Annotated in this window: 16 protein-coding genes and 1 pseudogene; 9 read left to right on the top strand and 8 right to left on the bottom strand. The window is 66.8% G+C overall.

What is annotated here, in order from left to right; genetic code table 11:
• The 3 genes and pseudogenes from B1400_RS07910 to B1400_RS07900 form a co-directional block, all read left to right on the top strand.
• On the top strand, positions 1-678 hold a 678-nt coding region (locus B1400_RS07910; RefSeq protein WP_133064655.1), incomplete at its 5' end, for an RNA-guided endonuclease InsQ/TnpB family protein.
• Positions 679-699: 21 nt separating this feature from the next.
• A pseudogene (locus B1400_RS10070) lies at positions 700-1,494 on the top strand (InlB B-repeat-containing protein); the annotation flags it as partial.
• A gap of 784 nt (positions 1,495-2,278) precedes the next feature.
• On the top strand, positions 2,279-3,259 hold the full coding sequence (locus B1400_RS07900; protein WP_162288201.1) for a GmrSD restriction endonuclease domain-containing protein: 981 nt from the start codon (positions 2,279-2,281) through the stop codon (positions 3,257-3,259).
• 81 nt (positions 3,260-3,340) lie between these two features.
• Here the strand turns inward: B1400_RS07900 and B1400_RS07895 are convergent, their stop codons facing one another.
• Entirely contained in the window at positions 3,341-5,095 is a 1,755-nt protein-coding gene (locus tag B1400_RS07895) for a hypothetical protein (protein WP_095613868.1), read from the bottom strand.
• A gap of 328 nt (positions 5,096-5,423) precedes the next feature.
• Here B1400_RS07895 and B1400_RS07890 point away from each other — a divergent pair, with 328 nt between their 5' ends.
• Both B1400_RS07890 and B1400_RS07885 read left to right on the top strand, forming a co-directional pair.
• Complete coding sequence (locus B1400_RS07890) at positions 5,424-6,845, top strand: ABC transporter permease (protein ID WP_095613867.1); 1,422 nt, start codon at positions 5,424-5,426, stop codon at positions 6,843-6,845.
• Positions 6,842-8,008: an ATP-binding cassette domain-containing protein gene (locus B1400_RS07885; RefSeq protein ID WP_095613866.1), complete on the top strand. Its 1,167-nt coding sequence runs from the start codon at positions 6,842-6,844 to the stop codon at positions 8,006-8,008. Before B1400_RS07890 ends, B1400_RS07885 begins: the two co-directional genes overlap by 4 nt.
• Before the next feature lie 107 nt (positions 8,009-8,115).
• Here the strand turns inward: B1400_RS07885 and B1400_RS07880 are convergent, their stop codons facing one another.
• The 5 genes from B1400_RS07880 to B1400_RS07860 all read right to left on the bottom strand — a co-directional run bounded on the left by B1400_RS07880 (position 8,116) and on the right by B1400_RS07860 (position 15,677).
• Entirely contained in the window at positions 8,116-8,829 is a 714-nt protein-coding gene (locus B1400_RS07880; protein WP_095613865.1) for an HD domain-containing protein, read from the bottom strand.
• Positions 8,830-8,875: 46 nt separating this feature from the next.
• Positions 8,876-9,751 (bottom strand): class II glutamine amidotransferase, encoded by an 876-nt coding sequence (locus tag B1400_RS07875; RefSeq protein WP_095613864.1) that lies wholly within the window; start codon positions 9,749-9,751, stop codon positions 8,876-8,878.
• 151 nt (positions 9,752-9,902) lie between these two features.
• Complete coding sequence (locus tag B1400_RS07870) at positions 9,903-12,089, bottom strand: KUP/HAK/KT family potassium transporter (protein WP_095613863.1); 2,187 nt, start codon at positions 12,087-12,089, stop codon at positions 9,903-9,905.
• 262 nt (positions 12,090-12,351) lie between these two features.
• Complete coding sequence (locus B1400_RS07865; RefSeq protein ID WP_095613862.1) at positions 12,352-13,308, bottom strand: TatD family hydrolase; 957 nt, start codon at positions 13,306-13,308, stop codon at positions 12,352-12,354.
• On the bottom strand, positions 13,305-15,677 hold the full coding sequence (locus B1400_RS07860) for a glycoside hydrolase family 36 protein (protein WP_095613871.1): 2,373 nt from the start codon (positions 15,675-15,677) through the stop codon (positions 13,305-13,307). The genes B1400_RS07865 and B1400_RS07860 overlap by 4 nt, the downstream gene beginning before the upstream one ends.
• 311 nt (positions 15,678-15,988) lie before the next feature.
• Here B1400_RS07860 and B1400_RS07855 point away from each other — a divergent pair, with 311 nt between their 5' ends.
• Together B1400_RS07855 and B1400_RS07850 are read left to right on the top strand one after the other, a co-directional pair.
• Positions 15,989-17,860, top strand: a complete 1,872-nt coding sequence (locus B1400_RS07855) for an ABC transporter ATP-binding protein (protein ID WP_095613861.1) — start codon at positions 15,989-15,991, stop codon at positions 17,858-17,860.
• A gap of 30 nt (positions 17,861-17,890) precedes the next feature.
• Positions 17,891-19,687, top strand: a complete 1,797-nt coding sequence (locus tag B1400_RS07850) for an ABC transporter ATP-binding protein (RefSeq protein ID WP_095613860.1) — start codon at positions 17,891-17,893, stop codon at positions 19,685-19,687.
• Positions 19,688-20,376: 689 nt separating this feature from the next.
• On the opposite strand, the gene metG is transcribed toward B1400_RS07850, so the two are convergent.
• Positions 20,377-22,239, bottom strand: a complete 1,863-nt coding sequence (metG, locus tag B1400_RS07845; protein WP_095613859.1) for a methionine--tRNA ligase — start codon at positions 22,237-22,239, stop codon at positions 20,377-20,379.
• A 419-nt stretch (positions 22,240-22,658) separates the two neighbouring features.
• Here metG and B1400_RS07840 point away from each other — a divergent pair, with 419 nt between their 5' ends.
• Positions 22,659-23,489 carry a hypothetical protein gene (locus tag B1400_RS07840; protein ID WP_095613858.1) on the top strand — a complete coding sequence of 277 codons (831 nt, stop codon included), beginning with the start codon at positions 22,659-22,661 and terminating at the stop codon, positions 23,487-23,489.
• 105 nt (positions 23,490-23,594) lie between these two features.
• Positions 23,595-23,939, top strand: a complete 345-nt coding sequence (locus B1400_RS07835) for a variant leucine-rich repeat-containing protein (RefSeq protein WP_235607389.1) — start codon at positions 23,595-23,597, stop codon at positions 23,937-23,939.
• A 33-nt stretch (positions 23,940-23,972) separates the two neighbouring features.
• Here B1400_RS07835 and rsmI read toward each other — a convergent pair whose 3' ends face one another.
• Positions 23,973-24,974 (bottom strand): 16S rRNA (cytidine(1402)-2'-O)-methyltransferase, encoded by a 1,002-nt coding sequence (rsmI, locus tag B1400_RS07830; RefSeq protein WP_095613870.1) that lies wholly within the window; start codon positions 24,972-24,974, stop codon positions 23,973-23,975.
• Positions 24,975-24,992: the final 18 nt, after the last annotated feature.

Genomic DNA, 24,992 nt, shown 5'->3' with positions numbered 1-24,992 from the left:
CTCGCTGCGCTCTCCGACGGCACGACCATCGCCAATCCACGCCACATGGGCAAAAGCCTTCGCAGACTCGCCCGCGCGCAACGCACTCTGAGCCGACGTGAGAAAGGATCGAACCGTTGGCGGAAGGCCGGAGCCCGCGTGCAACGCATCCACGCACGCATCGCCGCCCAACGCCGTGACGGCCTGCACAAGCTCACCGATATGCTCACACGCGCCTACAGGGACATCAGCATAGAAGACCTGAACGTGGAGGGCATGGTCAGGAACCATCGGCTCGCGCGGGCCGTGTCGGACTGCGGGTTCGCCGAACTGCGCCGCCAACTCGCGTACAAAAGCGCGCGCACCGGCGCGGCCGTCCATATCGTCGACCGTTGGTATCCATCAAGCAAGACGTGCTCGAACTGCGGAACAGTGAAAGCCAAACTGTCCCTCAATGAACGAACGTATCGCTGCGACGCCTGCGGGTTGAGGATCGACCGCGACCTGAACGCGGCCATCAACATCATGGTCGCCGGGAGTGCCCCGGAGACCCTAAACGCGCGCGGAGGGGACGCAAGACACGACCGGCGCGAGCCGGCCGCGCAGACCCCGACGAAACGTGAACCAAGCAGCCAAAACAATGGCATGAGACTTGGAGCTGGCCCCGGCAACGAGGCCATGCAAACTACAACAAACTAGTTTGCAACGGGATCCGGCAATACGGTGATCTCGGTCGTCTCCGGAGAGACGGTCAGCGCGCCGGATGCGCCGACGCGTGAGGGCTATACCTTCGACGGCTGGTACACGGCGAAGGACGGCGGCACCAAATATGACTTCTCGAAGCCAGTCACCGGCGATCTGACGTTGTATGCGCATTGGACCGCGAAGACGACGCCTGTCAAGATCACGTTCCGTGATGTGTCGTCGTCAACGCCGCATCATGAGGATATTCAGTGGCTGGCGGACAACGGAATCTCGACCGGTTGGAAGATGGCCGACGGCAGGTACGAGTTCCGTGGCATGAGCGCGGTCGTGCGTCAGGACATGGCGGCGTTCCTGCGTCGCGAGGCGGTCAAGCGCGGCATCGGCGACGCGAAGACGTGGAAGCCGACCAACGCTGATTGGAACACGTTCAAGGACGTCAACCGTGGCACGCCGCACGCCGAGGACATCCTGTGGCTGGCCCACGCCGGCATCTCCACCGGCTGGAAGGAGGCGGACGGCAGCAGCACGTTCCGCGGCATGAGCCCGGTCGTGCGCCAGGACATGGCCGCATTCCTGCGCAGGCTCGCCAAACTGGGCAAGAAGGACGGTGGCGTCACACCGAAGACCGACTTCACCGACGTGACCGACCGCACGCCGCACACCGATGACGTGCGCTGGCTGGGCGGCTCGGGCATCTCGACCGGCTATCGCAACGCCAACGGCACATGGCGCTTCGAAGGCATGACGAGCGTCTACCGTCAGGACATGGCCGCCTTCCTGCACCGCCTTGACAACCAACTCGCCAAGTAGCAAGTAGGGGCATAGCTCTCCGAAGGCATAGGTAAGGGGGCATCCCGCGCGCGGATCCGGCGTGCGGGACGCCCCCTTACCCGTTTTCCGAACCGGCACAGGATCCCCGACGTCCCGAACGGTCGCCTCAATCGACGACCCCGGACACTAGTCGGCCCGTTATCGTCCCAAACCATCGACGCGGCCGGCGAACCCGGACGCGAAGCCACCCGTTTGTGTCCCGAACCGTCGGTATGGCCGACAAATCTGGACACAACAACCCCGCCAGCATCCGAAACCGTCGACGCGGCCGGCGAACCCGGACGCTAGCCGACCCGTTTACGTCCCGAACCATCGACGCGGTCGACGAAACCGGACGCTGCGTCCCGAACCATCGACCCCGCCGATGAACCCACCCGCGAACCAGCCCGATTGCGGGCCGAGCTGTCGACACGGTCGATGAATCCGGACGCTACGGGACGGACAGTCGGGCTTGTCGACGAACCCACCCGCCAACCAGCCTGTTTGCGTCCCGAACCATCGACGCGGTCGACGAAACCGGACGCAAGGCATTCCTCAGCAGACCGGACCGTCACCCCCCGACCGCACACCCACGGCACCCGAGCCCTTCCCCCCTGTGAACAATCGATGGAGAACGTGGACGCGCGCGCCTCACATTTTGGGACATCTTCTACACTGGCACCGGTAGCATATTCGCGGATCGGACCGCCGCACGCGCCCGGATCTGCCGATATGCCAATATTCGTTGCATCAGAAGCATCAGATGACCCAGAAGGGAACGACCATGTCCATCGACGTATTCCGCAAGTCCATCGCGCTGTTCGCGAGCGCAGGCCTGCTGCTGTCGCTCGGCGCATGCTCGATGTCGTCGCCGTCATCCGCCGACGTGTCGAGCTCGGCGTCGTCGAGCGAGACGGGCCGCAACCAGTCCGTCTCCGACGACGGCTCATCCGATGAGAAGCCGTCCCCGTCCGCGCAGGCGAGCGAGGAGCCGGAGCTCAAGGTGCCCGAGGGCAGCGCCCTCGACGTGCTCGAGCAGCTGCCGGTCAAGGGCCGCGCGCCGAAGACCGGCTATTCGCGCGACCAGTTCGGCCCGGCGTGGAGCGACGTCGATCACAACGGCTGCGATACGCGCAACGACATCCTCAACCGCGACATGTCCGACAAGACCTACAAGGCGAACACGCATGACTGCGTCGTCGCCACCGGCGTGCTCAACGACCCGTACACCGGCAAGCGCATCAATTTCACGCGCGGCCAGGACACGAGCACGGCCGTGCAGATCGACCATGTCGTCGCGCTGAGCAACGCGTGGCAGACCGGCGCGCAGCAGCTGAGCGAGGCGACGCGCACGCAGTTCGCGAACGACCCGTACAATCTGCTCGCCGTGGACGGCCCGGCCAACCAGCAGAAGAGCGACGGCGATGCGGCGACGTGGCTGCCGGCGAACAAGTCGTTCCGCTGCGAATACGTCGCGCGTCAGATCGGCGTCAAGAAGAAGTACGATCTATGGGTGACGCAGGGCGAGCACGATGCGATGAAGAACGTGCTGTCGAGCTGCCCGACACAGCAGGTGCCGAGCGACGGCGGCGTCGTCACGCCGCTCGAGGTGCAGGAGTCCGCTCCCGCGCCTGCGCAGGACGAGAACGTTTATTACAAGAACTGCGCGGCCGTGCGTGCCGCCGGCAAGGCGCCGCTGCACCGCGGCGACCCCGGCTACGCGCCGAAGCTCGACCGCGACGGCGACGGCATCGCCTGCGAGTGATACAAGTGATGCACAGGCGATCGCGACGCGCGACGATAACGCGCACACCATCATGATGAAATCACGATGAACGGGTGGACGTCAGGCGACGACGTCCACCCGTTCGCGTTCGTCAACCGGATGCACAGTCACGATCTCGTCGAGCGCCGTCCTGCTCGCCGCACGCGCCGTCGCGTCGTCGTCCGTTGCCGCCACATCCTCCGTTCGAGCGATGTCATCTGATCGCACAACATCGTCCGTACGCGCAGTGCCATCCGGCATCGCGGTGCCGTCCGTTGACGCACCGTCCATCGTTGCCGCCGGGGTCTTCACCGCCACGGCAGTATCTTGCGCCGCAACAGCGTCCATCGCCGCGTCGTCGTCCTGCGACTGTGGCCGGAACAACGGGATCGTCATCTCGCAGTAGGCCTGCACGTCGAGCTGCATCAGCGCAGCGGCCGCTTCGGCGCGGTAGCGGTCGTCGCCGCGGTCGATGCGGCCGAGCACGATGAGCGCGAGATCGGCGCCGACGTCGCAGTACAGCCGCCACGCCTGCGTGCGCGAGCGGTACCCACCGCGGTTCATCTGCACCCATTTCGGCTCATGCGAGTCGGACAACGCGATCGGCATCAGCAGCAGCGTCATCGTGTCGACCATCTTCGCCACGGTGCGCAATCTGGCGACGCCCGCTTCGAAACGCTGCACGTCGCGCGTCTCGAAGCCCTCGACGATGTCGGCGGACAGGGACGCACCGACGAGCGAACGCGCCACGTCGCGCAGGTACACCGGGTTCTCCCACAGTTTCATGCGCGGATACTCCTGCGTCCGCATGACCTCGGCGAGCACGGCGTCGGCCTTCGGCACCTCGCGGTCCCACAGCGCACGATAAGAAACGACGAGCCGGTGCGCGTCGTACAGATAGCGCCGGTCCATCGCCGCAGTCGCCTCGGTGTGATTGGCCGGGTCGAGCTGCGGCAGGTCCCAGTGCCGCTGCACGGCGCGCGCATAGTAGAGGTCGGCCTGCACATGCAGATGCCGCAGATAGGCGAGCGCACGGTTCACGCGGCGGTCGGGCGCGACGCCCTGCAGCAGCAGGTTCGGGTCCTGCCGCAGCATGCTGACGCCGAATTTCGGTTCGGACAGCATCAGCGACGCGATCCGGTTGCATTCGTCGATCGGCGAACCCCAGCGCAGCAGGCCGTACGCGGCGAGCCGGTACGCCTGCTTGCGGTATTCGTCGACGTCCTCGAGGCGCTGCTTGTGGGAGCCGTACCGGTGCGCGGCGTCGGAGCTGACCCAGCGGTGCATCTGGATGCGGCTCATCGGACGGATCGTCATCGGCATCATCGGGCTCGGCTTGCCGAGCAGCTTGGCCGACGACGCGTCGGCGATGACGCCGTGCAGCCAGACGGCCAGGCCGTTGCGCCGCACGCAACGCGCCGTCTGCAGCATGAACATGCGCGCCGTTTCGACGACGGCGTCGTCGAAACCGAGCGACGCCACGCCGATCAACGACGCCCAGCAGGTGCCGCCGAACAGTTGCGCCGCGAGCTCGAGAATGCGCGCGTCCACCTTCCCCTCGCTGTTGCGCATCCGTTCGCGCACGCCGCCGCGCCCGTCGAACGACTGGTCGGCGTCGCCGTCAGAATCAGCCGCCGCGTCGGCGGCGTCGCCCGGCGCGGCGTAGGCCGGCGCGATGCCGTCGCCATGACGCTCCGGATGCCGGATCGGGTTGGCGTCGTCGTCGATGCCGTCGAACGACAGCGCCGACGACGCGACGACCTGTTCGAAGCGTGAGGACAGCGCGGCGAGCGTCGCCAGAAACGCCTCGGAATCGAAGGTGTAGGTATCGCGCATGGGTGCTCCTTACCGCCGCGGAACGCGGCTGCCACACCGTCGGCGGCCATCGCCGACGTCCTCGCCCACCCTCGCACGACGCCGCCATGCGCCGCCAACGGCAACGGGAATGCTGTGGATAAGTGGAGAACGGGCGTGTCATCCACAACGCGGCGGCGCATGTGGATAACCGTGGTCCGTTGTGCCGGCCGGCGCCGGGCCGCCCACCGTAAGCGAAGGCGCGGGCGTTCAGCGATTGTTCAGACCGCCTTGCTAGATACAATCACGGTAGTGAACGTGCACGGCCCGCGGGACGCGCACATCGGGAACAATCAACGGGAGACAACGGATGTTCGTTGCGAAGAACGCATGGTCCGCGCTGCGCCGTCACCCCTGGAGGACCCTGCTGACGATCGTCGTCAGCCTGCTGGTCACCCTCTGGTCGGCCTTCGGCGTGGCCGTGCTGCACGAGTACGACGAGGCGCATGGCGCGCGCTACGACCAATTGACGCCGCTCGGCGTCTTCACGCCGGGCGACCCGGGCAAAGCGCAGGCGCAGGGCGACAACGCCGATTCGACGAAGAACTACATGACCTGGGACGCCTACAACGGCATCGGCGCCGCCGCCAACGAGAAGAACGCGACCTTCGGCTACACGCTCATCGACTCGGTGCCGGTGCGCGGCGGAGACAAGCTCAAGCCGGTCGCCGGCGCGCAGCAGCCGGATGTGGACGCCGACGAGACCGGCGGCGATTTCACGCTCCGGTCCTTCCTCAGCGAGCAGGCCGTCCCTGCGAACAGCTACGGCCGCTACCGGATCGTGGACGGCAAGGGGCTCGGCTACGAGGACGTCACACGCCACGACCTCATCATGTCGAAGGCGCTCGCCGACAAGAACGGCATCAAGGTCGGCGACAAGATCACGCTCGGCAACGCGAAGGACGCGAAGACGACCTACACGTACACGGTGTGCGGCCTGTACGAATACACGGAACAGACCGGGGACGCCGCGCCGTTCGCGAAGGACGTGCCGGACAACGTGCTCTACACGACCTACTATTCCTTCGCCGCCGACGACCTCGACCCGCTCGACGCCTCCGGCTGGCAGCGCCCCGACGTCAACGTCGTCTTCATGTTCCAGGGCATCCCGCAGTACGAGGCCTTCAAGCAGGCGGTCAAAGACGTCGAACTGCCGAGCGGCTACCGGCTCTCCTCGCCGACGATCGAGCAGTACGAGCGTTCGCTCAAGCCGCTCGACGCGCTCGCGGCGAACGTGCGGCTGATGCTGATTCTGCTGTGGTCGATCGGCGGCGCGCTGCTGCTCGCGCTCACGTTGCTGCAGGCGCTGCCGCGGCGCGAGGAGATCGGCTTCGCGCTGCAGGTGGGCGTCACGAAGGGGCGCCTCGCATGGCAGTTCATGAACGAGATCCTGTGGCCGACGCTGCTCGGTTCCGCGATCGGCCTGATCATCGGCTGCTGCACGGCGAATCCGCTCGCCGGCAACTTCGTCGACGGCCACACCTTCACGCTGCCGGCTCCGCTCGTGTGGAACCTCATCTGGATCAGCGTCGTCGGCTGCCTCGTGCTCGCGGCGATCGCCGGCGTGCGCGTCGCCGCGTTCCCGACCGCGCAGCTGTTCGCGTCGCCGTATCTCGCGCATGACGACGCGACGACCGCCGAGAGCGCCGCGACCGGCCACGGCGACATGGACGACGCCGATGACGCGAATGCGGCGGTGAATACGCAATCGACGAAGAAGGAGCAGGCATGATCGACGAACATACGACGACGCCGGAGCAGGACGCCGACGAGGCTGTGACGGATACCGCCGCGACGACGACCGCCGACAACACGACGGCCGCATCTTCCGACGCAACTGCGGCCGCTGATACGGATGCCGCCGCCGAGGCATCCGCGGCCGACCCGACCGCGGTCTCCGACGACGCGCTCAGCGTCACCTACACGATCGACTACGACGACGCGCCGGGCATCTCGATCGGCGGCACAAGCGGAGTCGAGGAGCTCGCCGATGACCTCGCCGCCTCCGCCGACGGCGATACAGACGACAACGATGACGACGCAGACACGGCGGCCGACGTCGATGACACCGCCGACGGCGACGCGGCCACATTGTCCGCATCGGTGTCGTCGACGCTCGACCAGGAGATCCGTCATGGCTCGCGCGACGCCGACGACGCCGTGTTCCGCGCCTACCCGATGCTCGCCTTCGACGGCGTCGGCGTCGACGACCGCAAGACCGGCGAACATATCTGGGACGATCTGACGCTGCGCTGCGAGGCCGGCCGCAGCTACGCCATCCTCGTGGACCGTGACGACGACCGCCGCCACAACACGCTCGTCGCGATGCTCGCCGGCTTCCTGACGCCGACGCGCGGCCGCGTGCTCACGAAGACGACATCCTTCGCCGAACTCAGCCCGCTCGAGCTGCGCGGGCACCGCATCGGTGCGATCCTCGCGATGTGGCCGCTTCGCCTCGAGCTGGGCGCCGCCGACAACCTCATCTACACGATGGACGCGTCCGGCCGCAACTTCCTCAAGCCGATCCCGGTCGTCGCGCAGGACCTGCTGCGTGCGGTCGGCTTCGGCGCCGAGGACACCGTCGATGACGCCGGCGCCACCAATGACGCCGATGACACCGTCGCGATTGCGACGGCCGACCGTTCGCGCACCCGGGTGGGCGACCTCGACGCCGTCGACGCGGCGCGCGTGGCCGTCGCCCGCGCGATCGCGACCGATCCGGACATCGTCGTCGCCGACGAGCCGACGGCCACGCTCGACGACGCCGACGCAACGACGATCCTCGAGCTGCTGCGCGCGCAGCTGCACACCGACGCGAAGGCGCGCACCGTCATCGTCGTCACCGCCGACCCGCAGGTCGCCGGCCGCCTCGACGAGACGATCGATCTGCGCTGAGCGGCGCGACACGGCGCCCGATGACGACGAAGCGCCCGGAGGATCCTGCGCGATCCCCCGGGCGCTTCGCACATCACGGCGTCGCGCCGCTCAACCGTCCAACGCGCTCAGGTCAGCTTCTGATGGTAGTGGTCGGCGAGTTCGGCGACCGGCGGCTCGCCGTACTTGCGCACGAGCCCGAGCCATTCGTCGCGGTTGGCTTCGCCGAAGCGCGCCGCCTTGCGCGCGTAGGTCGCGGCCGTCAGGAAGCGCGGCGGCACCGACTTGCTGTTGTATTTGTCGGCGACCATGACGATCTCCTGCTCGAGGTTGACCGGCACGTAATCGTCCGGCGGAAGCGGCAGATGCTGCCGTTCCACCGCTTCCCTGGTCAGCCCGACGCCGGTGTGGTTGCGCGCGAACTGCGCGATCGACTCGTCGACGCCTTCGTCGAGCAGCAGCCGGTAGCCGAGCAGCCCGTGTTCGATGTAGTCGTCGCCGAACTTGAGCGGTCCGCCGTCCGCGCCGTCCTCCCGGAGCACCAGATAGGTGCCGATATCGTGCACCATCGCGCCGCGCACCGCCGTGTCGACGTCGATGTACCGCGGCGGCACAAGGCCGCCGGCGACGCCGTCGGTCGGAGGCACATCGACCTGTTCGGCGTGCGCGTCCGGCAATGTGCAGCGTCGCATGAACAACGCGTTCTGCCGATGCGCGAGGCGACGCGTGATGTCGGCGACGATGACGCAGTGGGTGTGGATGAGATCGTAGGCGGCCTGCGACGGCGCGACCTTGCGGTGCAGCGCGTCGATCTGCTCAAGTGTGGGAATCGTTCCGGTCATACCGCCATCGTAGCGCCGTAGGCGCATCATCGCGGCGGGACGACATTCAGATCGAACGGATGCGGTAGGCGCCGGTGCGGTTGGACGCGACGATCATCCGGTTGTTGCCGAGCTCGCGCCAGCCTTCCGACTCCGGCTGCGTATAGCCGGAGCTCGTCACGACGACGCCGCGCAGCGCCGCGCCGTCCACGGCGCCGTCGAGGTCACGGTAGCGCAGCACCGCGTAGTCCTCGGCTTCGTCGGCGCGCCCATGGCGCGCGTAGACGTCCACGACGCCCCGGCGCGTCGGCTTGCCGCTTTCGGCGCGCAGCGCGATGAACGTGTCCTTGCTTTGGATCATGCAGTTGTAGCTGCTGTCCGGATACGCGGCGCGCAGCTCCCGGACGGCCTGCGCGAGCGCCTCCTCGAGTTCGTAGCCGACGCCCAGGTACTGCAGCACCGTCGCGAAGTAGATCGCCGAGTCGGAGCGGCCGCCGGTCTCCTGCACGAGGCTGTGGTCGATCGGATACGAACGGTTCGTCGTGATGTTGCGCCCCTGCGCGTCGGAGATGTCGCCGTTGTGGATGAAGCTCAGCCCGTTCGCGAAGAACGGATGTTGGTTTTCGAGGATGAGCGGCAGGTTGGAGCTGGCGAGCCGCAGATGGAACAGCGCGCTGCGTGCGCCGACCGACGCCAGATCGTCGAAAATCGGGTCGTAGTGGGCGGCGATCGTGTTGCGGTACAGCGCCGATCCGGTCTCCGGCGACGGCGCGCCGCCGTCGGTCACATGCGCCGCGGCCGCCGGTTCGGTGATGAGCGCGGCGCCCCAGCCGTCATTGTGGATGACGCTCAGATCGCGGAACGCGGCGCACTCGCGCATGCCAAGCACCTGATGAAGGCTCGCGTTGACATCGTTCGTGGCGTATCCAAGCAATCTGCACATGAGACGTTACTGTAACCGCTGTCTGTTGCCGATGCGCGCTTTTCTCGCATTTTCGCTATCGGTTGTACTTCTAGCCGCCTCAAAGCCGCCCGGATGACGCCGTTGCGGCGGCGCCCGGACACGCCCGGGCGCCGCCGCAACGCCTTGGACGTCACATGATGCGCTTGAGGCGCGGCGGACGCACCGTGGACAGGAAGAGCGGCTGCACCTCGGTGACCGGGTCGTACGGCGCCAGACCGAACCATTTGATCGGGGATCCGGCCACATGACGGATCGCGTACTTGACGCGCAGCGCCATCGCGCCGCCGGACGACACCTTCGACTCGGGCATGAGCTCCTTATGGATCAGCACGTAGCGGATCGGTCCGATCTCGGGATCGGCGTCCACCTTCGGATAGCGCGTCGTCTGCTTCGGCAGTTCGCCCGAGCGCAGCAGGTCGTGCATGATCTGATGCAGGTACGCCGGGATCGACTGCGAGACCTTGAAGCCGAGGCGCATGCGCACACGGAACACGTAATCGGTGCCGAAGGTCTCCACCGAGTATTCACGCGTGAACGGCTCGTCGGCGGTCTCGACGGAGACGGACCACCATGCGCGCGCACGCTTCGGGTGGTTCGCGAAGATCGAGAAGAAGATGTCCGTGTCGAAGCGGCACATCTCCTGATCGCTCGTCAGGTAGACGATGTTGTCCGAGTAGTACGGCACCGTCGCGTCCTCATGCAGCCGTTGGAGCACCGGAAGGCATTCCTTGGGGCTCATATGGCGCCGCTGCGCGCGTTCGAGCATCGTGCCCTGGTCCCATGTGTACATGACGCCGAGGATCGCGAGCATGAGCACCATCGTGAACCAGCCGCCGTGCAGGAACTTCGCCATCGACGCGATGAAGAACATGACCATGATCGACGGGAACACGATCGCGAACAGCACGGCCGCGAACCTGGAGCGCAGATGCCACAGATAGACGGTCACGAGCACCGAGGTCATGATCATCGTGACGGTGAGCGCCAGACCGTAGGCGGCGGCGATGTGCTCGGAATCGTGGAAGATCAGCAGCACGGACACCGTCGAGACGCACAGCACGGCGTTGATCATCGGAATGTACAGCTGGCCGCGCGTACGCGACGGATAGCGCACCTGCATGTGCGGCATCCAGTTGAGGCCGGTCGCCTCCGAGACGATCGTGAACGCGCCGGAGATGAGCGCCTGCGAGGCGATGATGCCGGCGGCCACCGAAAGCACGACGGCCACGCCGCGCACGCCCGGCGTCATCATCGCGAAGAACGGGTTCGGCACCGACTTCATGTACGCGGCGTCGCCGGCATGCCTCATGATCCACGCGCCCTGGCCGAAATAGCACAGCACGAGGGCGAGGTTGACGAAGGGCCACGTCAGGTAGATGTTGCCGCGCCCCACATGGCCCATATCCGAGTACAGCGCCTCGGCGCCGGTGATCGACAGGAAGACGGTGCCCATCAGCGCGATGCCGGCGACGTTCTGACCGCTGAACAGGAACGCGACGCCGTGCACCGGGTTGAGCGCGCGCAGCACGCTCCAGTCGTTGGACATGTTCGTCAGCCCCACGACGCCGATGAACAGGAACCAGACGAGCACGATCGAACCGAAAACGCGGCCGATGCTCTCGGTGCCGCGCGACTGGATCGCGAACACGCACAGCAGGATGACGAGGGCGATCATCTCGGTGAGCCCGGTGTTCTCCTCGAAGACCCGTTCCAGCCCCGGCAGCGTCGTCAGGCCCTCGACGGCCGAGCTGATCGACATCGCCGGCGTGAGCACCGAATCCGCCAGGAACGCGGCGCCGCCGATCATCGCCGGCACGGCGAGCCATTTGCCGTAGCGGCGCAGACGCGAATAGAGCGCGAGGATGCCTCCTTCGCCGTGGTTGTCCGCGCGCATGCAGATGAGCACGTATTCGACGGTCGTGACGAGCGTCATCGACCAGAACACGAGCGACAGCATGCCGATGACCGATTCGTCGGTCGTGTTCGCCATGCCTCCGCGCCCGTAGAGGAACGTCTGCATCGTGTAGAGCGGCGACGTGCCGATGTCCCCATACACGACGCCGAGCGCGACGAGCGCCATCGCGAGCGAGACCTTGTCGGGGCTCGATTGGAGCTTGCGCCACGCGCGTCCGATCGGTCCGGCCGATCCCGTCGATTCCAGACGCTCGGCCTGCGCCTGCTTGAGCTTGTGCTCCTTGAGGATCTCCTCGCGCTCCTGCTTGGTCAGCACCTTGTGCGAGACTTTCGGAGCCTTCGTATACTGCGCGGCGCGCTTGAGCAGCGTGTCTTCGCCGTTGTCATCCGGCCTCTCAGCCATCACGGTTCCTTTCACGAGCAGGATCCGGCCGGCCGCACCATCGGGTTCACCCCGTCCTTGCTCGCATTCCTTCGGCCGCGCGGATCCGCACTTGCAAAATATGCAATAGGGAACGATATCGCGCCGCGCCGGCGCCCCAACACCGCGTTCGCCTAAAGCACACCGCCGCCCATACGGTCTATGGCGTCACCTACGACCCGTCGCCGACACCGCCGCGCGCCGCCTCGCCGGACACGGCGCGGCGGCGCTGCGACGCCGTTGTTCAGACGCCATACACCTCGCGCGTCGTGGCCCGCGTCGCCCTTGCGACGTCCTCGACCGGCATCTGCAGATATTGGGCAAGTGAGGTCAGTGTGTATGGAATCATATACGGCGCGTTCGTCCTTCCGCGATACGGCATCGGCGTCAGGTAAGGCGCGTCGGTCTCGACCATGACGTGGTCGAGCCCGACGATCCTCACCGATTCGCGGATGCCGTCGTTGCCTTTGTAGCTCGACGTTCCGGAAAGCGACAGGTACCAGCCGTGCTCGCGCGCGATCCGCGCCATCTCGGCGTCGCCCGAATAGCTGTGGAAGACGGTCCTGCACGGCGCGCCGTCGGCGAGCAGCGTCTCGATGACGTCGCGGTGCGCGTCGCGGTCATGGATCTGCATCGGCAGGTCGAGTTCCTTCGCGAGCGCGATATGCGCGCGGAACGCGTCGCGCTGCAGCTCCTTCGCGCTTTCGCCGGTGCGGAACAGGTCCATGCCGGTCTCGCCGATCGCGACGACCTGCTTCGGGTAGGCGACGGCGATGCGGTGCACTTCGGCGATCGCGTCGTCGATGTCCACGTCGTGCCACGGCTTGTAACGCACCGGCAGGCCGTCCGGTCCGGGGGCGCCGCGGTGGCCGTGGAGCACCGATTCGTTCGGATGGATCGCGATGGCCGCGTGCACGGTGCCGGGATGCTCGCGCGCCATGTCGACGGCCGTCATCAGGTCCGGCAGTTCGCATCCGCAGTCGATGACGCCTTCGACGCCGACGTCGGCCGCCTGGCGCAGCAGCTCGTCGACGCCGTAGACCGGCACAGGATCCTGCCCGCGCTCCTGCGCCTCGTGGCTCATCGCCTCGGAGAACGGCACGACCGATGCGACGTGCGTGTGGTTGTCGACGACCTGCGCGTCCGCGGGCAATGCCGTGGGCGCAGGCGCCCAGTTGCGGTCACGGTGCTTCCTGCTCATGCCTTCTCCGTATCCTTCGCCGCGCCGTCGCCGTCGCCGTCGCCGTAGGTCACCGCGAAGATGCGCGCCGACGGCGCGTCCGGGTTCGCGACCGTCAGGCATACCGTCTGCGGATCGACCTGTTCGATCGTCCACGGCCGCGCGTTCGGCGCATGCTCCGGATGCGCCGGGTCCGGGAAGATCTGCGTGATGCGCGCGCCGTCGCCGAGCGCGAGATACATCGATCCGACGCCGCCGCGGCGCCATACGGCGAGGTATTCGCGATGGCCGTGCTCGCCGATGACGTCGGCGACGTCCGGGAACAGGTCCTTCGAGATCCGCTCGTCGTGCCGCAGTCCGTAGACGAGCCACGAATCCTTGAAATCAGGCAGCTCGTAGGGCCACCACGGCACCACATGTCCCTGCTCGTCGAGCACTTCACGATGCAGAGCGACGGCGTCGCGCACGAGGGCGAGGCGCATCGGGTCCATGCGGTTGATGAATCCGGACAGGTACAGACGCCCGAGGATGCCGGCGGTCAATGTGAAGACGGCCTTCTCGTCGTCCATCTCCTCCTGCGCGTAACCCCAGTTGCCCTGCTGTTCGGGCAGCACCGTCATGCCGGCGCCGGCGGCGATCGCCGCGTAGACGAGCGGATCGGCCTGATCGGAGGTCGACTGCAGATCGAGCCTGCCGAGCATCGCGTAGTCGGCGCGCATCGCGCCCGAACCGCAGTTCTCGATGATGACGCCGGGATGGCGCCGGCGCACGTCGTCGATCCAGTCCTGCACGGCGCGGCAATGCTCGAGCAACCCCTCGCCGACCGAGTCGACGTCCACGTCGGTGCCGACGCCCGGCGTCGTGTTGTAGTCGAATTTGAAATAGCCGATGCCGAACTCGTCGATGAGACGGTCGACGGTCGCGTTCGCGTGGTCGCGCGCGGCCTGCGAGCGGAAGTCGAGATGGTAGCGGCCATGATCGGCGACGCGCCGGCCGTGCCGGCGGAAGAACGCGTCGTCGGGCAGGCTCTGCGCGAGCGGTGAGCGCACGCCGACGACCTCCGGCTCGAGCCACAGGCCGGCGATCATGCCGTGGGCCTGGATGTCATGGATGAGCCCGGCGAGGCGCACGGTGCCGAAACGGCCGTAGGAGGGCTGCCATTCGCCGACCATGTCCCACCAGCCGCCGTCCTCGTCGTCGTACCAGCCGGCGTCGATGCAGAAGACGTCGGCGCCGACCTTCGAGGCGCCTTCGACGAGCGGCAGCTCCTTCTCGATCGTCGGATCGCCCCACAGCGTGTTCATGTAATCGTTGTAGACGACGCACAGCAGCGAATCGTCGAAGACTTCGGAACGGCCCTGGATGGCCGCATGGTGACGGCGCAGCGCGCGGCGGTGCACCGTCATCTCGGCGACGGCGCGCTGCCAATCGCCGGCGCAGATCGTGAAGGAGACAGGCACGGAGACGAAATCGTTGCCGTCGCCGAGCATCGTGAACCACTGGTGGTCGCGGTACTCGGGGCCGTAGGCGCTCACGCGGATGCCGGGATCGTCCTCGCCGATCTCCCATTCCCATGCGCCGTTGTGCTCGATCTGCCACATGAAGGAGAACGGGCGGGATGCGGCGTCCTCGCTGCAACCCTCGACGATTCCCGCCGGCTGGTATTCGCCGGTCGACCACGTCGACGACGAGCTGCGGGCGAAACGCGCCGACGACATGCCGGGGTTGACGTGCTGGTCGCGGTCGCGCAGCGGCGTCGCGCGCAACGGCTGGCAGCTCCACGCGTTCTCGAGGTCCCACGAGCTTTCGCCCGAGTAGATGAAGGTCTGCGCGTCGTCGAGGCGGGCGGCGGCGAGCGGCAACGTCACGTTCATCGACGAGACGGCCTCGACCGGATATTCGTCGTCGTGATGCAGCATCGTGTAGGTGCGCACGGCGCTCAGGCCTGTGCGCGTCTTGAACACGGAGACGACGAGGGGTCCTTCGCCGCCCGGGTCGCGCTGCACGATCGCGAGCGCGTCCATCGGCTTGGCGTTCGGCCCGCTGCCCATGCTTTCGTCGATCGGCGGCGACACGAGCACCGCCTTGACGAAGCGCAGTTTGAGCCCGGCGGCCGACGCGGCGAGCTGCAGGCGGTTGTCGCCGCCGCCGTCGATCGACGAACGCAGCTCGACGATCGGCTGCGCGTCGGGCTCCCCCGGGATGTTCGCGTCCACCGGGCGCATGCCGCGTCCCGACAGGCCGACGAGGCGCACCGGCGCATCGTCCGACGCCTCGAAGACCATCGTGACGACGCCGTTGCCCCAGACGAACCGCCCGGAGGCATCGGGAATCAGACGACCCACGATGCGGTCCTCGCCACCCAGCATTCGCTCCACTACGCCAGTCATCGCCGCCGCCTTCCTCGTCTTCGTCTTCCTCGTCGCCACCATCGGGCCATCGCCGGCCATGCAGGGACCACCGGCCGACGATATCGTCGTCCGTTCCCTTCCATTATGCACATTCGCCGTCCACGCCCCTCGGCCCTGTGCCGTGCGAGGAACCACGGCCCCGGAGCGCGCCGCCGCCGACACGCCGTCGTCCGCATCGGCTTGCACGGCCGCCGACGCGTAGACGATAATGCGAGGCGTCGTTTAATTCATCGAATGAATTTGCAATCCGCCCCAAGGAACCGCAGCGCACAGGAGCTCTGACACCACCGATGTACGTCGACCCGAAACGCAACGAGCACGCCGGCAACCTCCGCTGGCTCATGGCCTACTGCAAACCCGACCTGCCACGCGCCGTCGGCGGCCTGACGCTCTACGCCGTCAGCGCGGCGATGGCGCTCGTCACGCCGTTGATCTCGGCGCGCATCGTCGATCGGGTCATCGAACAGCATCAGCTTCAGCTGCTCGCCAAGCTGTGCATCCTGATGATCGTCGTCACGATCGTGCGCGACGCCGCCTACTACGGCAACGCGATGTGGATGGAACGCTTCGGGCAGAACACCGTCTTCCGTCTCGTCAGCGACGAATACGAGAAGCTGCACACGCTCGACTTCAACTACTTCAACCACACGCGCACCGGCGACATCATGAGCCGCATGACGTCGGACACCGACGCGATCCGCCATCTGCTCAGCTGGGTGAGCTACCAGGCGATCAACTGCGTCGTCATGTTCGTCGGCGCGCTCGCGATGATGACGTCGATCGACTGGCGGCTCGCGCTCGCGCTCGCCTGCGTCACGCCGTTCCTGTTCGCGCTCACCCGCAAGCTGTCGCAGCATGCGAAGCCGCTGTTCCTCGCGATCCGCAACTCGCTCGCATCGATGAATTCGATGGTCGAGGAGAACATCGAAGGCAACCGCGTCGTCAAGGCCTTCGTCCGCGAGGACCACGAAACGGAGAAGTTCGACGAACGCAACGACGACTACATGGAACGCAACATGGACATGGCGCGCAACACGCGCCGCTACATGCCGTGGCTCGACGGCCTCGGATTCTCGCTGCAGCTCATCACGATCGCGCTCGGCGGCTTCCTCGTGCTCAAGGGCAACATGACGCTCGGCGGCCTCGTCGCATTCAGCTCGTACCTGTGGATGATCGACTCCCCCGTCCGCCAGTCCGGCTGGCTCGTCAACGACTGGCAGCGCTTCAACGCCTCATGCGTCAAGATCCGCCGTCTGCTCACGGCGACGCCGCGCATCCAGGAGCCGCATCCGCGGACCGACGGCGGCGATCGCGACACCGCACAGGCCGCGGCGGCCGCGCAGGCGGCGCCGACGGACGGCCGCATCAACGGCGCGATCCGTTTCGAACACGTCGACTTCGCGTTCCCCGACGACCCGGACACGCCGATCCTGACCGACATCGATTTCGCGATCCCGGCCGGCGGCCGCCTCGGCATCCTCGGCGAGACCGGCGCCGGCAAATCGACGCTCGTCAACATGATCGCGCGCTTCTACGATCCGACGAGCGGGCGCGTCCTCATCGACGGCGTCGACGCGCGCGACTGGTCGCTGCGCACGCTGCGCTCGCAGGTGAGCGTCGTCGCGCAGGACACGTTCCTGTTCTCGGACACGATCGGAGGCAACATCAGCTTCGGCGTGGACGGCGGCCGCACGCCGTCGCCGGAATACATCAGGCACATCGCGTTCATCGCCGGCGCCGACGACTTCATCGAACGGATGCCCGAAGGCTACGACACCGTCGTCGGCGAGCGCGGCGTCGGCCTGTCGGGCGGCCAGAAGCAACGGCTGAGCCTCGCGCGCGCGATCGCCGACGACCCGTCGATCCTGATCATGGACGATACGACGAGCGCCGTCGACATGGAGACGGAAGCGAAGATCAGGCGTCATCTCAACGAGCTCGACGCGGACAAGACGATCGTGACGATCGCGCACCGCATCTCGTCGGTCAAGGACAGCGACCTCATCCTCGTGCTCGAACACGGCCGCATCGTCGAACGCGGCACCCATGAGCAGCTCGTCGCCAAGCACGGCAGATACTGGGCGATCTACCACCGGCAGCTCGGCGCGCAGTCCGGGCAGCCGCAGGGATACGCGGCCGACGACGGAACGGGCGCGCGCTGAGCGCGGCGGACGCAGAAAGGAGGAGACACGATGGCGAAACGCAACACCTTCCGCGAGGACGAGGAGCTCGAGGAGCAGATCAATCTCGGCGACCTCAGACGCATCACCGTCTATATGAGGCCGTACCGCGCGCGCATCGCGAGGATCGTGGCCGTCGTCATGTCGATGAGCTGCATCGCCGTGAGCGTGCCGTATCTGACGAAGGTCGTCATCGACGACGTGCTGCCGCACGGCGACTACGCGTTGCTCGGCTGGATCGCGCTGACGATGCTCGTGCTGATCGTGCTGTACGAGATCGGGCTGCGCTACCGCACGTTGGAGATCACGCGCGTCGGCCAGCTCATGCTCAAGGACATGCGCCGCGACCTGTTCACGCACATCCAGACGCTGCCGTTCAGCTATTTCGACTCGCGGCCGCACGGCAAGATCCTGATCCGCGTCGTCAACTACGTCAACACGTTGTCGGACACGCTCAGCTCGGGGCTGATCAACGTCATCTCCGACGTGTTCACCTTCGTCATCACATTGGTGATCATGTTCGTCATCGACTGGCGGCTCGCGCTGTGGAGCCTCGTGCTGTTCCCGCTGCTCATCGTCGCCGTGCGCGTGCTGCAGCACTTCCAGCGCAAGGCGTACCAGAACCTGTCCAACAAGCAGAGCAACCTCAACGCCTTCATCCACGAGTCGATCGCCGGCGTCAAGACGACGCAGACCTTCGCGCGCGAACAGGAGCAGTACCGGACGTTCCAGGAGCAGCAGGACGCGGTGCGCACGGCGTGGATGCGCTCGGTGCATCTGCAGTTCCTGATGTGGCCGAGCATCGAGATCGTCTCGATGAGCACGATGGCGCTGCTGTACTACGTCGGCATCATGAACATCGGCGGCGTCGCGGCGACGACCGGCACGTTGATCGCGTTCATCGGCTATGCGAACAACTTCTGGAACCCGGTCATCAACATCGGCAACTTCTACAACCAGCTGATCACCTGCTCGGCGTATCTCGAGCGCATCTTCGAGACGATGGATGTGCAGCCGGAGATCACCGACGCGAACGACGCTGTTGCACTGCCGCCGGTGCGCGGCGACGTCGATTTCAACGACGTCGTGTTCCGCTACGAGCCGGACGGCAGGAACATCCTCAACCTTGTGGACCTGCATGTGCGGCCCGGCCAGACGGTCGCGCTCGTCGGACCGACCGGCGCCGGCAAGACGACGATCATCAATCTGCTGTCGCGCTTCTACGACGTGGCCGAGGGATCGGTGACGATCGACGGGCACGACGTGCGCGACGTGACGCTCGCGTCGCTGCGCCGGCAGATGGGCGTCATGCTGCAGGACACGTTCATCTTCTCCGGCACGATCCGCGACAACATCCGCTACGGCCGGCTCGACGCGACCGATGAGCAGATCGAGCGCGCCGCGAGGGCCGTGCACGCGCACGATTTCATCGAGCATCTGCCCGACGGCTACGACACGGTCGTCGAGGAGCGCGGCGCGACGCTGTCGATGGGTCAGCGCCAGCTCATCGCCTTCGCGCGCGTGTTGCTCGCCGACCCGCGGATCCTGATCCTCGACGAGGCGACGAGCAACATCGACACGAAGACCGAGGCGGCGCTCCAGGCGGGGCTCGACCATCTGCTCGTCGGGCGCACGAGCTTCATCATCGCACACCGGCTGAGCACGATCGAGAACGCCGACGTCATCTGCTTCATCGACCATGGGCGGATCGTCGAGCAGGGCACGCACGACGAGCTGATGGCGAGGCGCGGCCACTACTGGCGGCTCGTCGAATCGCAGTACGCGATGATCACCGACACGCTCGAATGACGCCCGCGGCGTCGTCGCGCGCAGGTGACGCATGGCCGACAAAGAAAAAGCCGGCGGAGAGAAGGCCGCCGGCATTTCATAGAGAGAAGAGAGAAGAAGGGTTCAGTTATGGGGTTCTTGGAAGGAACCTCGCCGGCGAGCTTGTGATCGCTGACATGTTCCATATAACCGCCCGTTGCTGAGTGCGACGCTACGATTTTCTGAAAATTCCCTGAAAACGGGCGCGGAACGGGAAAATCAGCCGGCGGCGCGCATGTGCGCAACCGATCTCAGCGTCGCCAAAACGGCACCATTCCAACGATTGCCCCACTTCCGCCAACGCCAACCCGCAGTTCCGTCCATCGCCGTGCCACCATCACACCGCCCTTCGCCTCCAGCAAAACCCGTTGCGTGCCTCCGCGCCGCATCCGTCCTGCAACCTGCCGCGTCCGCGGAAATCCATCTCCGTGAACGTAACCGACGCCAATCACACCCGGAACGTTCACAACCGCCCTCGCCCGCGAACGTCATCGATGCAGACCACACCCGGAACGTTCACAACCGGCCATCTCCGTGAACATCACCGGCACGAACCGCACCGCAGACGTTCACAACCGGCCAGACGGACCCGCCCGACACATGGCGAAGGCCGGCGGAGACAAGTTTGTCCCCGCCGGCCTCGTGGATCCGCTTGGATCCGCTGGTGTCGACTATTCGGCGAGCTTCGCCTGCTCGGCGGCGAGGCGAGCCGCTTCGGCTTCGCGGCGCGCGTTGAGCGCGGTCTCGAAGCGGGCGAGCTCCTCGTCGACGGCCTCGGTCGGGATCTTCGCGAAGATCGGCGTCGGCTTGGCGACCTTCGCGCCGACCTCAATCGGTTCGCTCTTCCACGGCCGCAGCGTCTCGCCGAGCACGTAGTCGCCGGTGATGATCGGGTAATGGAAGGCCGGGTTATCCAGATCGGTGACCTCCTCGATGCGCGGCAGCGGCGAGAACGTGCCGGTGCCGCCGAGCGCCTCCCACACCTTCTGCGCCGAATGCGGCAGGAACGGCGCGAGCAGATGGTTCGCGTCGAGCACCGCCTGCGCGGCCACATGGAGCACCGTGCCGAGACGATCGGAATCGTCCTTGATCTTCCACGGCTCGGTCGCCGAGATGTACTTGTTGATGTCGCCGACGAGGCGCATCGCCTCGTTGAGCGCGTTCTTCTGATGATGCGTTTCGATGAGCGAGCCGACCGTGTCGAAGGCGGCCGCGGACTCGGCGAGCAGCGCGCGATCCTCGTCGGTCAGCCTGTCCTCGACGATCGGCGGCACCTCACCGAAGTTCTTCGCGATGAGGTTCGCGACACGGTTGACGAGGTTGCCCCACGACGCGGCGAGCTCCTCGTTGTTGTGACGGACGAACTCGGACCATGTGAAGTCGGAATCGGAGTTCTCCGGGCCGGCGACCGAGATGTAGTAGCGGACGGCATCCACCGGATAGCGTTCGAGGATGTCCTTGACGTAGATGACGATGCCGCGCGACGAGCTGAACTTCTTGCCTTCCATCGTCATGAACTCGGAGGCCACGACCTGCTCGGGCAGGTTGAGCGGGCCGAGCTGTCCGGCTTCGCCACCTTTCGAGCCGCCGCCGTTATAGGCGATCATCTCGGAGGGCCAGATCTGCGAATGGAACGTGATGTTGTCCTTGCCCATGAAGTAGTAGCCGGGCGTCGACGGGTCGTTCCACCACTTGCGCCACGCCTCCGGGTCACCGGAACGACGGGCCCATTCGATCGACGCCGACAGGTAGCCGATGACGGCGTCGAACCACACGTACAGGCGCTTGTTCGGGTTGTCGACCCAGCCGGGGACCGGGATCGGGATGCCCCAGTCGATGTCGCGCGTGATCGCGCGCGGCTTGACCTCGCGGAACAGGCCGATCGAGAAGTTGAGGACGTTCGTGCGCCAGCCCTGACGCGTCTTGAGCCACGCGAGGTTCGCGTCGGCGAGCGCCGGCAGATCGAGGAAGTAGTGTTCGCTTTCCTGGAAGATCGGCGTCTCGCCGTTGATCTTCGAGACCGGGTTGATCAGCTCGTCCGGGTCGAGTTCGTTGCCGCAGTTGTCGCACTGGTCGCCACGCGCACCCGGCGCATGGCAGATCGGGCATTCGCCCTCGATGTAGCGGTCCGGCAGCGTGCGTCCGGTCGACGGCGAGATCGCGACCTTCTGCGTGCCCTTGTAGATGTAGCCGTTCTTGAGGCACTGGCGGAACAGTTCCTGGACGACGAGCTCGTGGTTCTTCGTCGTCGTGCGCGTGAACAGGTCGTAGCTCAGGCCGAGCTTGCACAGGTCGGAGGCGATGACGCGGTTGTAGCGGTCCGCGAGCTCCTGCGGGGTGACGCCTTCCTTGTCCGCCTCGACGAGGATCGGCGTTCCGTGCTCGTCGGTGCCGGAGACCATGAGCACGTCGTTGCCCTTCATGCGCTGGTAGCGCGCATAGACGTCCGAAGGCACGCCGAAGCCCGCGACGTGGCCGATATGACGGGGGCCGTTCGCATACGGCCAAGCGACATTCACCATAATATGAGTCATGCGCCGATTATCCGGCAGCACGCGGACACCACCGCCGTGCGCGGGGAGCCCGTCGGCGTCACCGCGCAGCCGGCATGTGGATGCCATGTGGATGCATCCACGGCGATGTCCACAACGCCAAACTCCGTCCACATCATCGTCCACATGCTGTGGGCACACCACGCCGGTTATCCACATTTGCACATTATCCGCCGTTCGTCTTGCACGTCCGCGCGCGTCGATCCTACGCTCGTCCCACGCGCCATGACGCACATCCGCGCCGACGGCGCATGCATGGTGTGTCCGGTCACCGATCGACGGCAACCGACGCCACGGGCTTCGTCACCCGACCGGACACGCCGCGCCCCGCGGCCGTATGCGAGAAGGCGCGCCGGCGGCCGGCCGGCGCGAGCCGGAGACGACGAGAGGAGGCATGACCGATGGGCGTTCATGACCGACATACCGAGGCCTACCAGCCGATGCTGCCGCTGTGGCAGGCGCCGGCGGACGGCGTGCGGCCGGCCGCGCATGCCGACGCGACACACGACGACGCACGCCGGCAGCCGCGCATCGATCTGCGGAAGACGGCCTGCTTCACCTACGACGACGCGGGCGTCGAAGGCCTCTTCCCCCGTCAGGGCGCGACGACGCCGCGGCAGCGCGGCGCCGACGGTGCGGGAAGAGGCCATATGACCGCCGGCGACGACGGCTCAACCGCGCAGACGGTCCTGTACACCTACGACAACCTCCCGGGTCCCTTCGCAATGCGCAGCCTTGTGCGTTCCGGCGCGCTCGTCGCGCTCGACGAACGCCACGCCTATCGCAGCGCCGACGGCGAGACGCTGTACGGCCGCGCGGCGATCGTCGCGGCCATGCTGCCGAACCCGCAGCTCGTCGCCTGCGGACGCGCCGCGGCATGGGTGTGGCTCGGCGGCGAGTTCCCGAGCGCCGTCGACGTCCTGTCGACGACACACTACCGCGCGCCGCTCATGGGACGTCCGATCAACGTGCGCGAGCGGCGCGTCCCGCCGAAGCAGACGCAGATGGTCGGCCCGCTGACCATCACGACGCCCGAACGCACGGTCTGCGATCTGGCGATGTGCCCGCCGGAGGACATCTACGAGCAGTCGCTCGACGGGCTGATCCTGCGGCTGCTGCGCCATTTCAGCATCGACGTCGAGGACTGTCTGCTCATCCTCGAGGGCTGCGCCTACCTGCATGCGGCGCAGCGGGCGCGCGAGGTGATCGCCGATTTCGCCTGCATCGCCTGACCGCGTCGATGACGGCCGACGCCGACCGACACCCATGACGCCGCCGTTGTTCGACACCGGCGATTACAGTATCCAGTTATCGACAACCATCGGGGGGGACCTTCCATGCCTGTGTTTCATCGCCGCGGTTGCGCGAAACGCGCACGCGCCGCGCATCGCCGCCTCGAATCGACGCGAGCCGAGTATTGCGCCGAAAACGAACCGTGCATCGAACCATTGACGCCGCCGGAGCCGCCGATCCGCCTGACGCCGACGGTCGCGAGCGATCCGGACACACCGATCGAGATCCTGTGGCACATCGCACGGCACGCGCCGCGTCTGCGCAAATGGGTCATCGTCAACCGGGGCGCCGACGCTAACCTGCTCGAGTACATCTCCCAGCAGGGCGGACCCGGCGTGCGCGAGACGCTGCAGATGCTGTTCGACTCCGTCGAACGCTCGCGCGCCTGACGCCCGGCGCCCGCCCATCCGGCGCGCGCCGGTTCAGCGTCCGCCGCGCGCGGCGAGCACGGCCGCATACACCTGTTTCTTGTTCGCGAGCGCGCCGTCCGCACCCGGATGCCCGGCGACGACCTCCGCGATCGCGTCCTTGATGCGCACGTCGTGCTCCTGCGCATAGCGCGTCGCGAGCGCGGCGAGCGCCTCGACGTCCAACGTCTCGCCGCCGTCCCCGTCGCCGTCCTGCGCGCCGCCGACGACGAGCACCATCTCGCCGCGCGGCGGGTCGTCCTCGACACCCTGCCTGATCTCGCCGATCGTGCCTCGCCGTATCTGCTCGTAGTCCTTCGTCAGCTCACGGCACAGCGCCATCGGCCGCTCGGGGCCGAGGACCTCCTCGAGGTCGGCCATCGCATCGGCGATGCGGTGCAACGTCTCGTAGAACACGATCGTGCGCCGTTCCCCCTTGAGCGCGCGCAGATGCTGCACGCGCTCGGCGTGCCTGCGCGGCAGGAAGCCCTCGTAGCAGAAGCGGTCGGTCGGCAGTCCGGACAACGCGAGCGCGTCGAGCACGGCGGACGGCCCGGGCGCGCAGGTCACCGGCAGCCCGCGTTCGATCGCGCGCCGCACGATCGCCAGTCCCGGATCGTTGATCGTCGGCATGCCGGCGTCGGAGACGACGAGCACCGTCGCGCCGGCGTCCACCTCGTCGAGCAACCCGTCGGCCTTGCCGCGTTCGTTGTGGTCGTGGTTGGCGACGACGCGCCCCGCCACGTGCACGCCGAGGCGGTTCGCGAGCGCGTACAGGCGCCGCGTGTCCTCGGCGGCGACGATGTCGGCGCGCTCAAGCAGCGCGACGAGGCGCGCCGACGCGTCCGCCGTGTTGCCTATCGGCGTCGCCGCGAGCACGACCGTTCCACGTGGAACATGCACGTCGAGCGCGGCGCCGCCAATCTCGACGTCGACGTCCGCGCCATCCCGCGCCTCGCGACCGGTCGCCGCATCCGTCCCCGCGAGGCCGGCGCCGCGCGTCCCGTCATCGATCATCTCTGCCGTCATGTCTTC

This window comes from Bifidobacterium italicum (assembly GCF_002286915.1).
GTDB lineage: Bacteria > Actinomycetota > Actinomycetes > Actinomycetales > Bifidobacteriaceae > Bifidobacterium > Bifidobacterium italicum.
The sequence above is the reverse complement of the archived record's forward strand: the minus strand, read 5'-3'. Positions and strand labels throughout refer to the sequence as shown.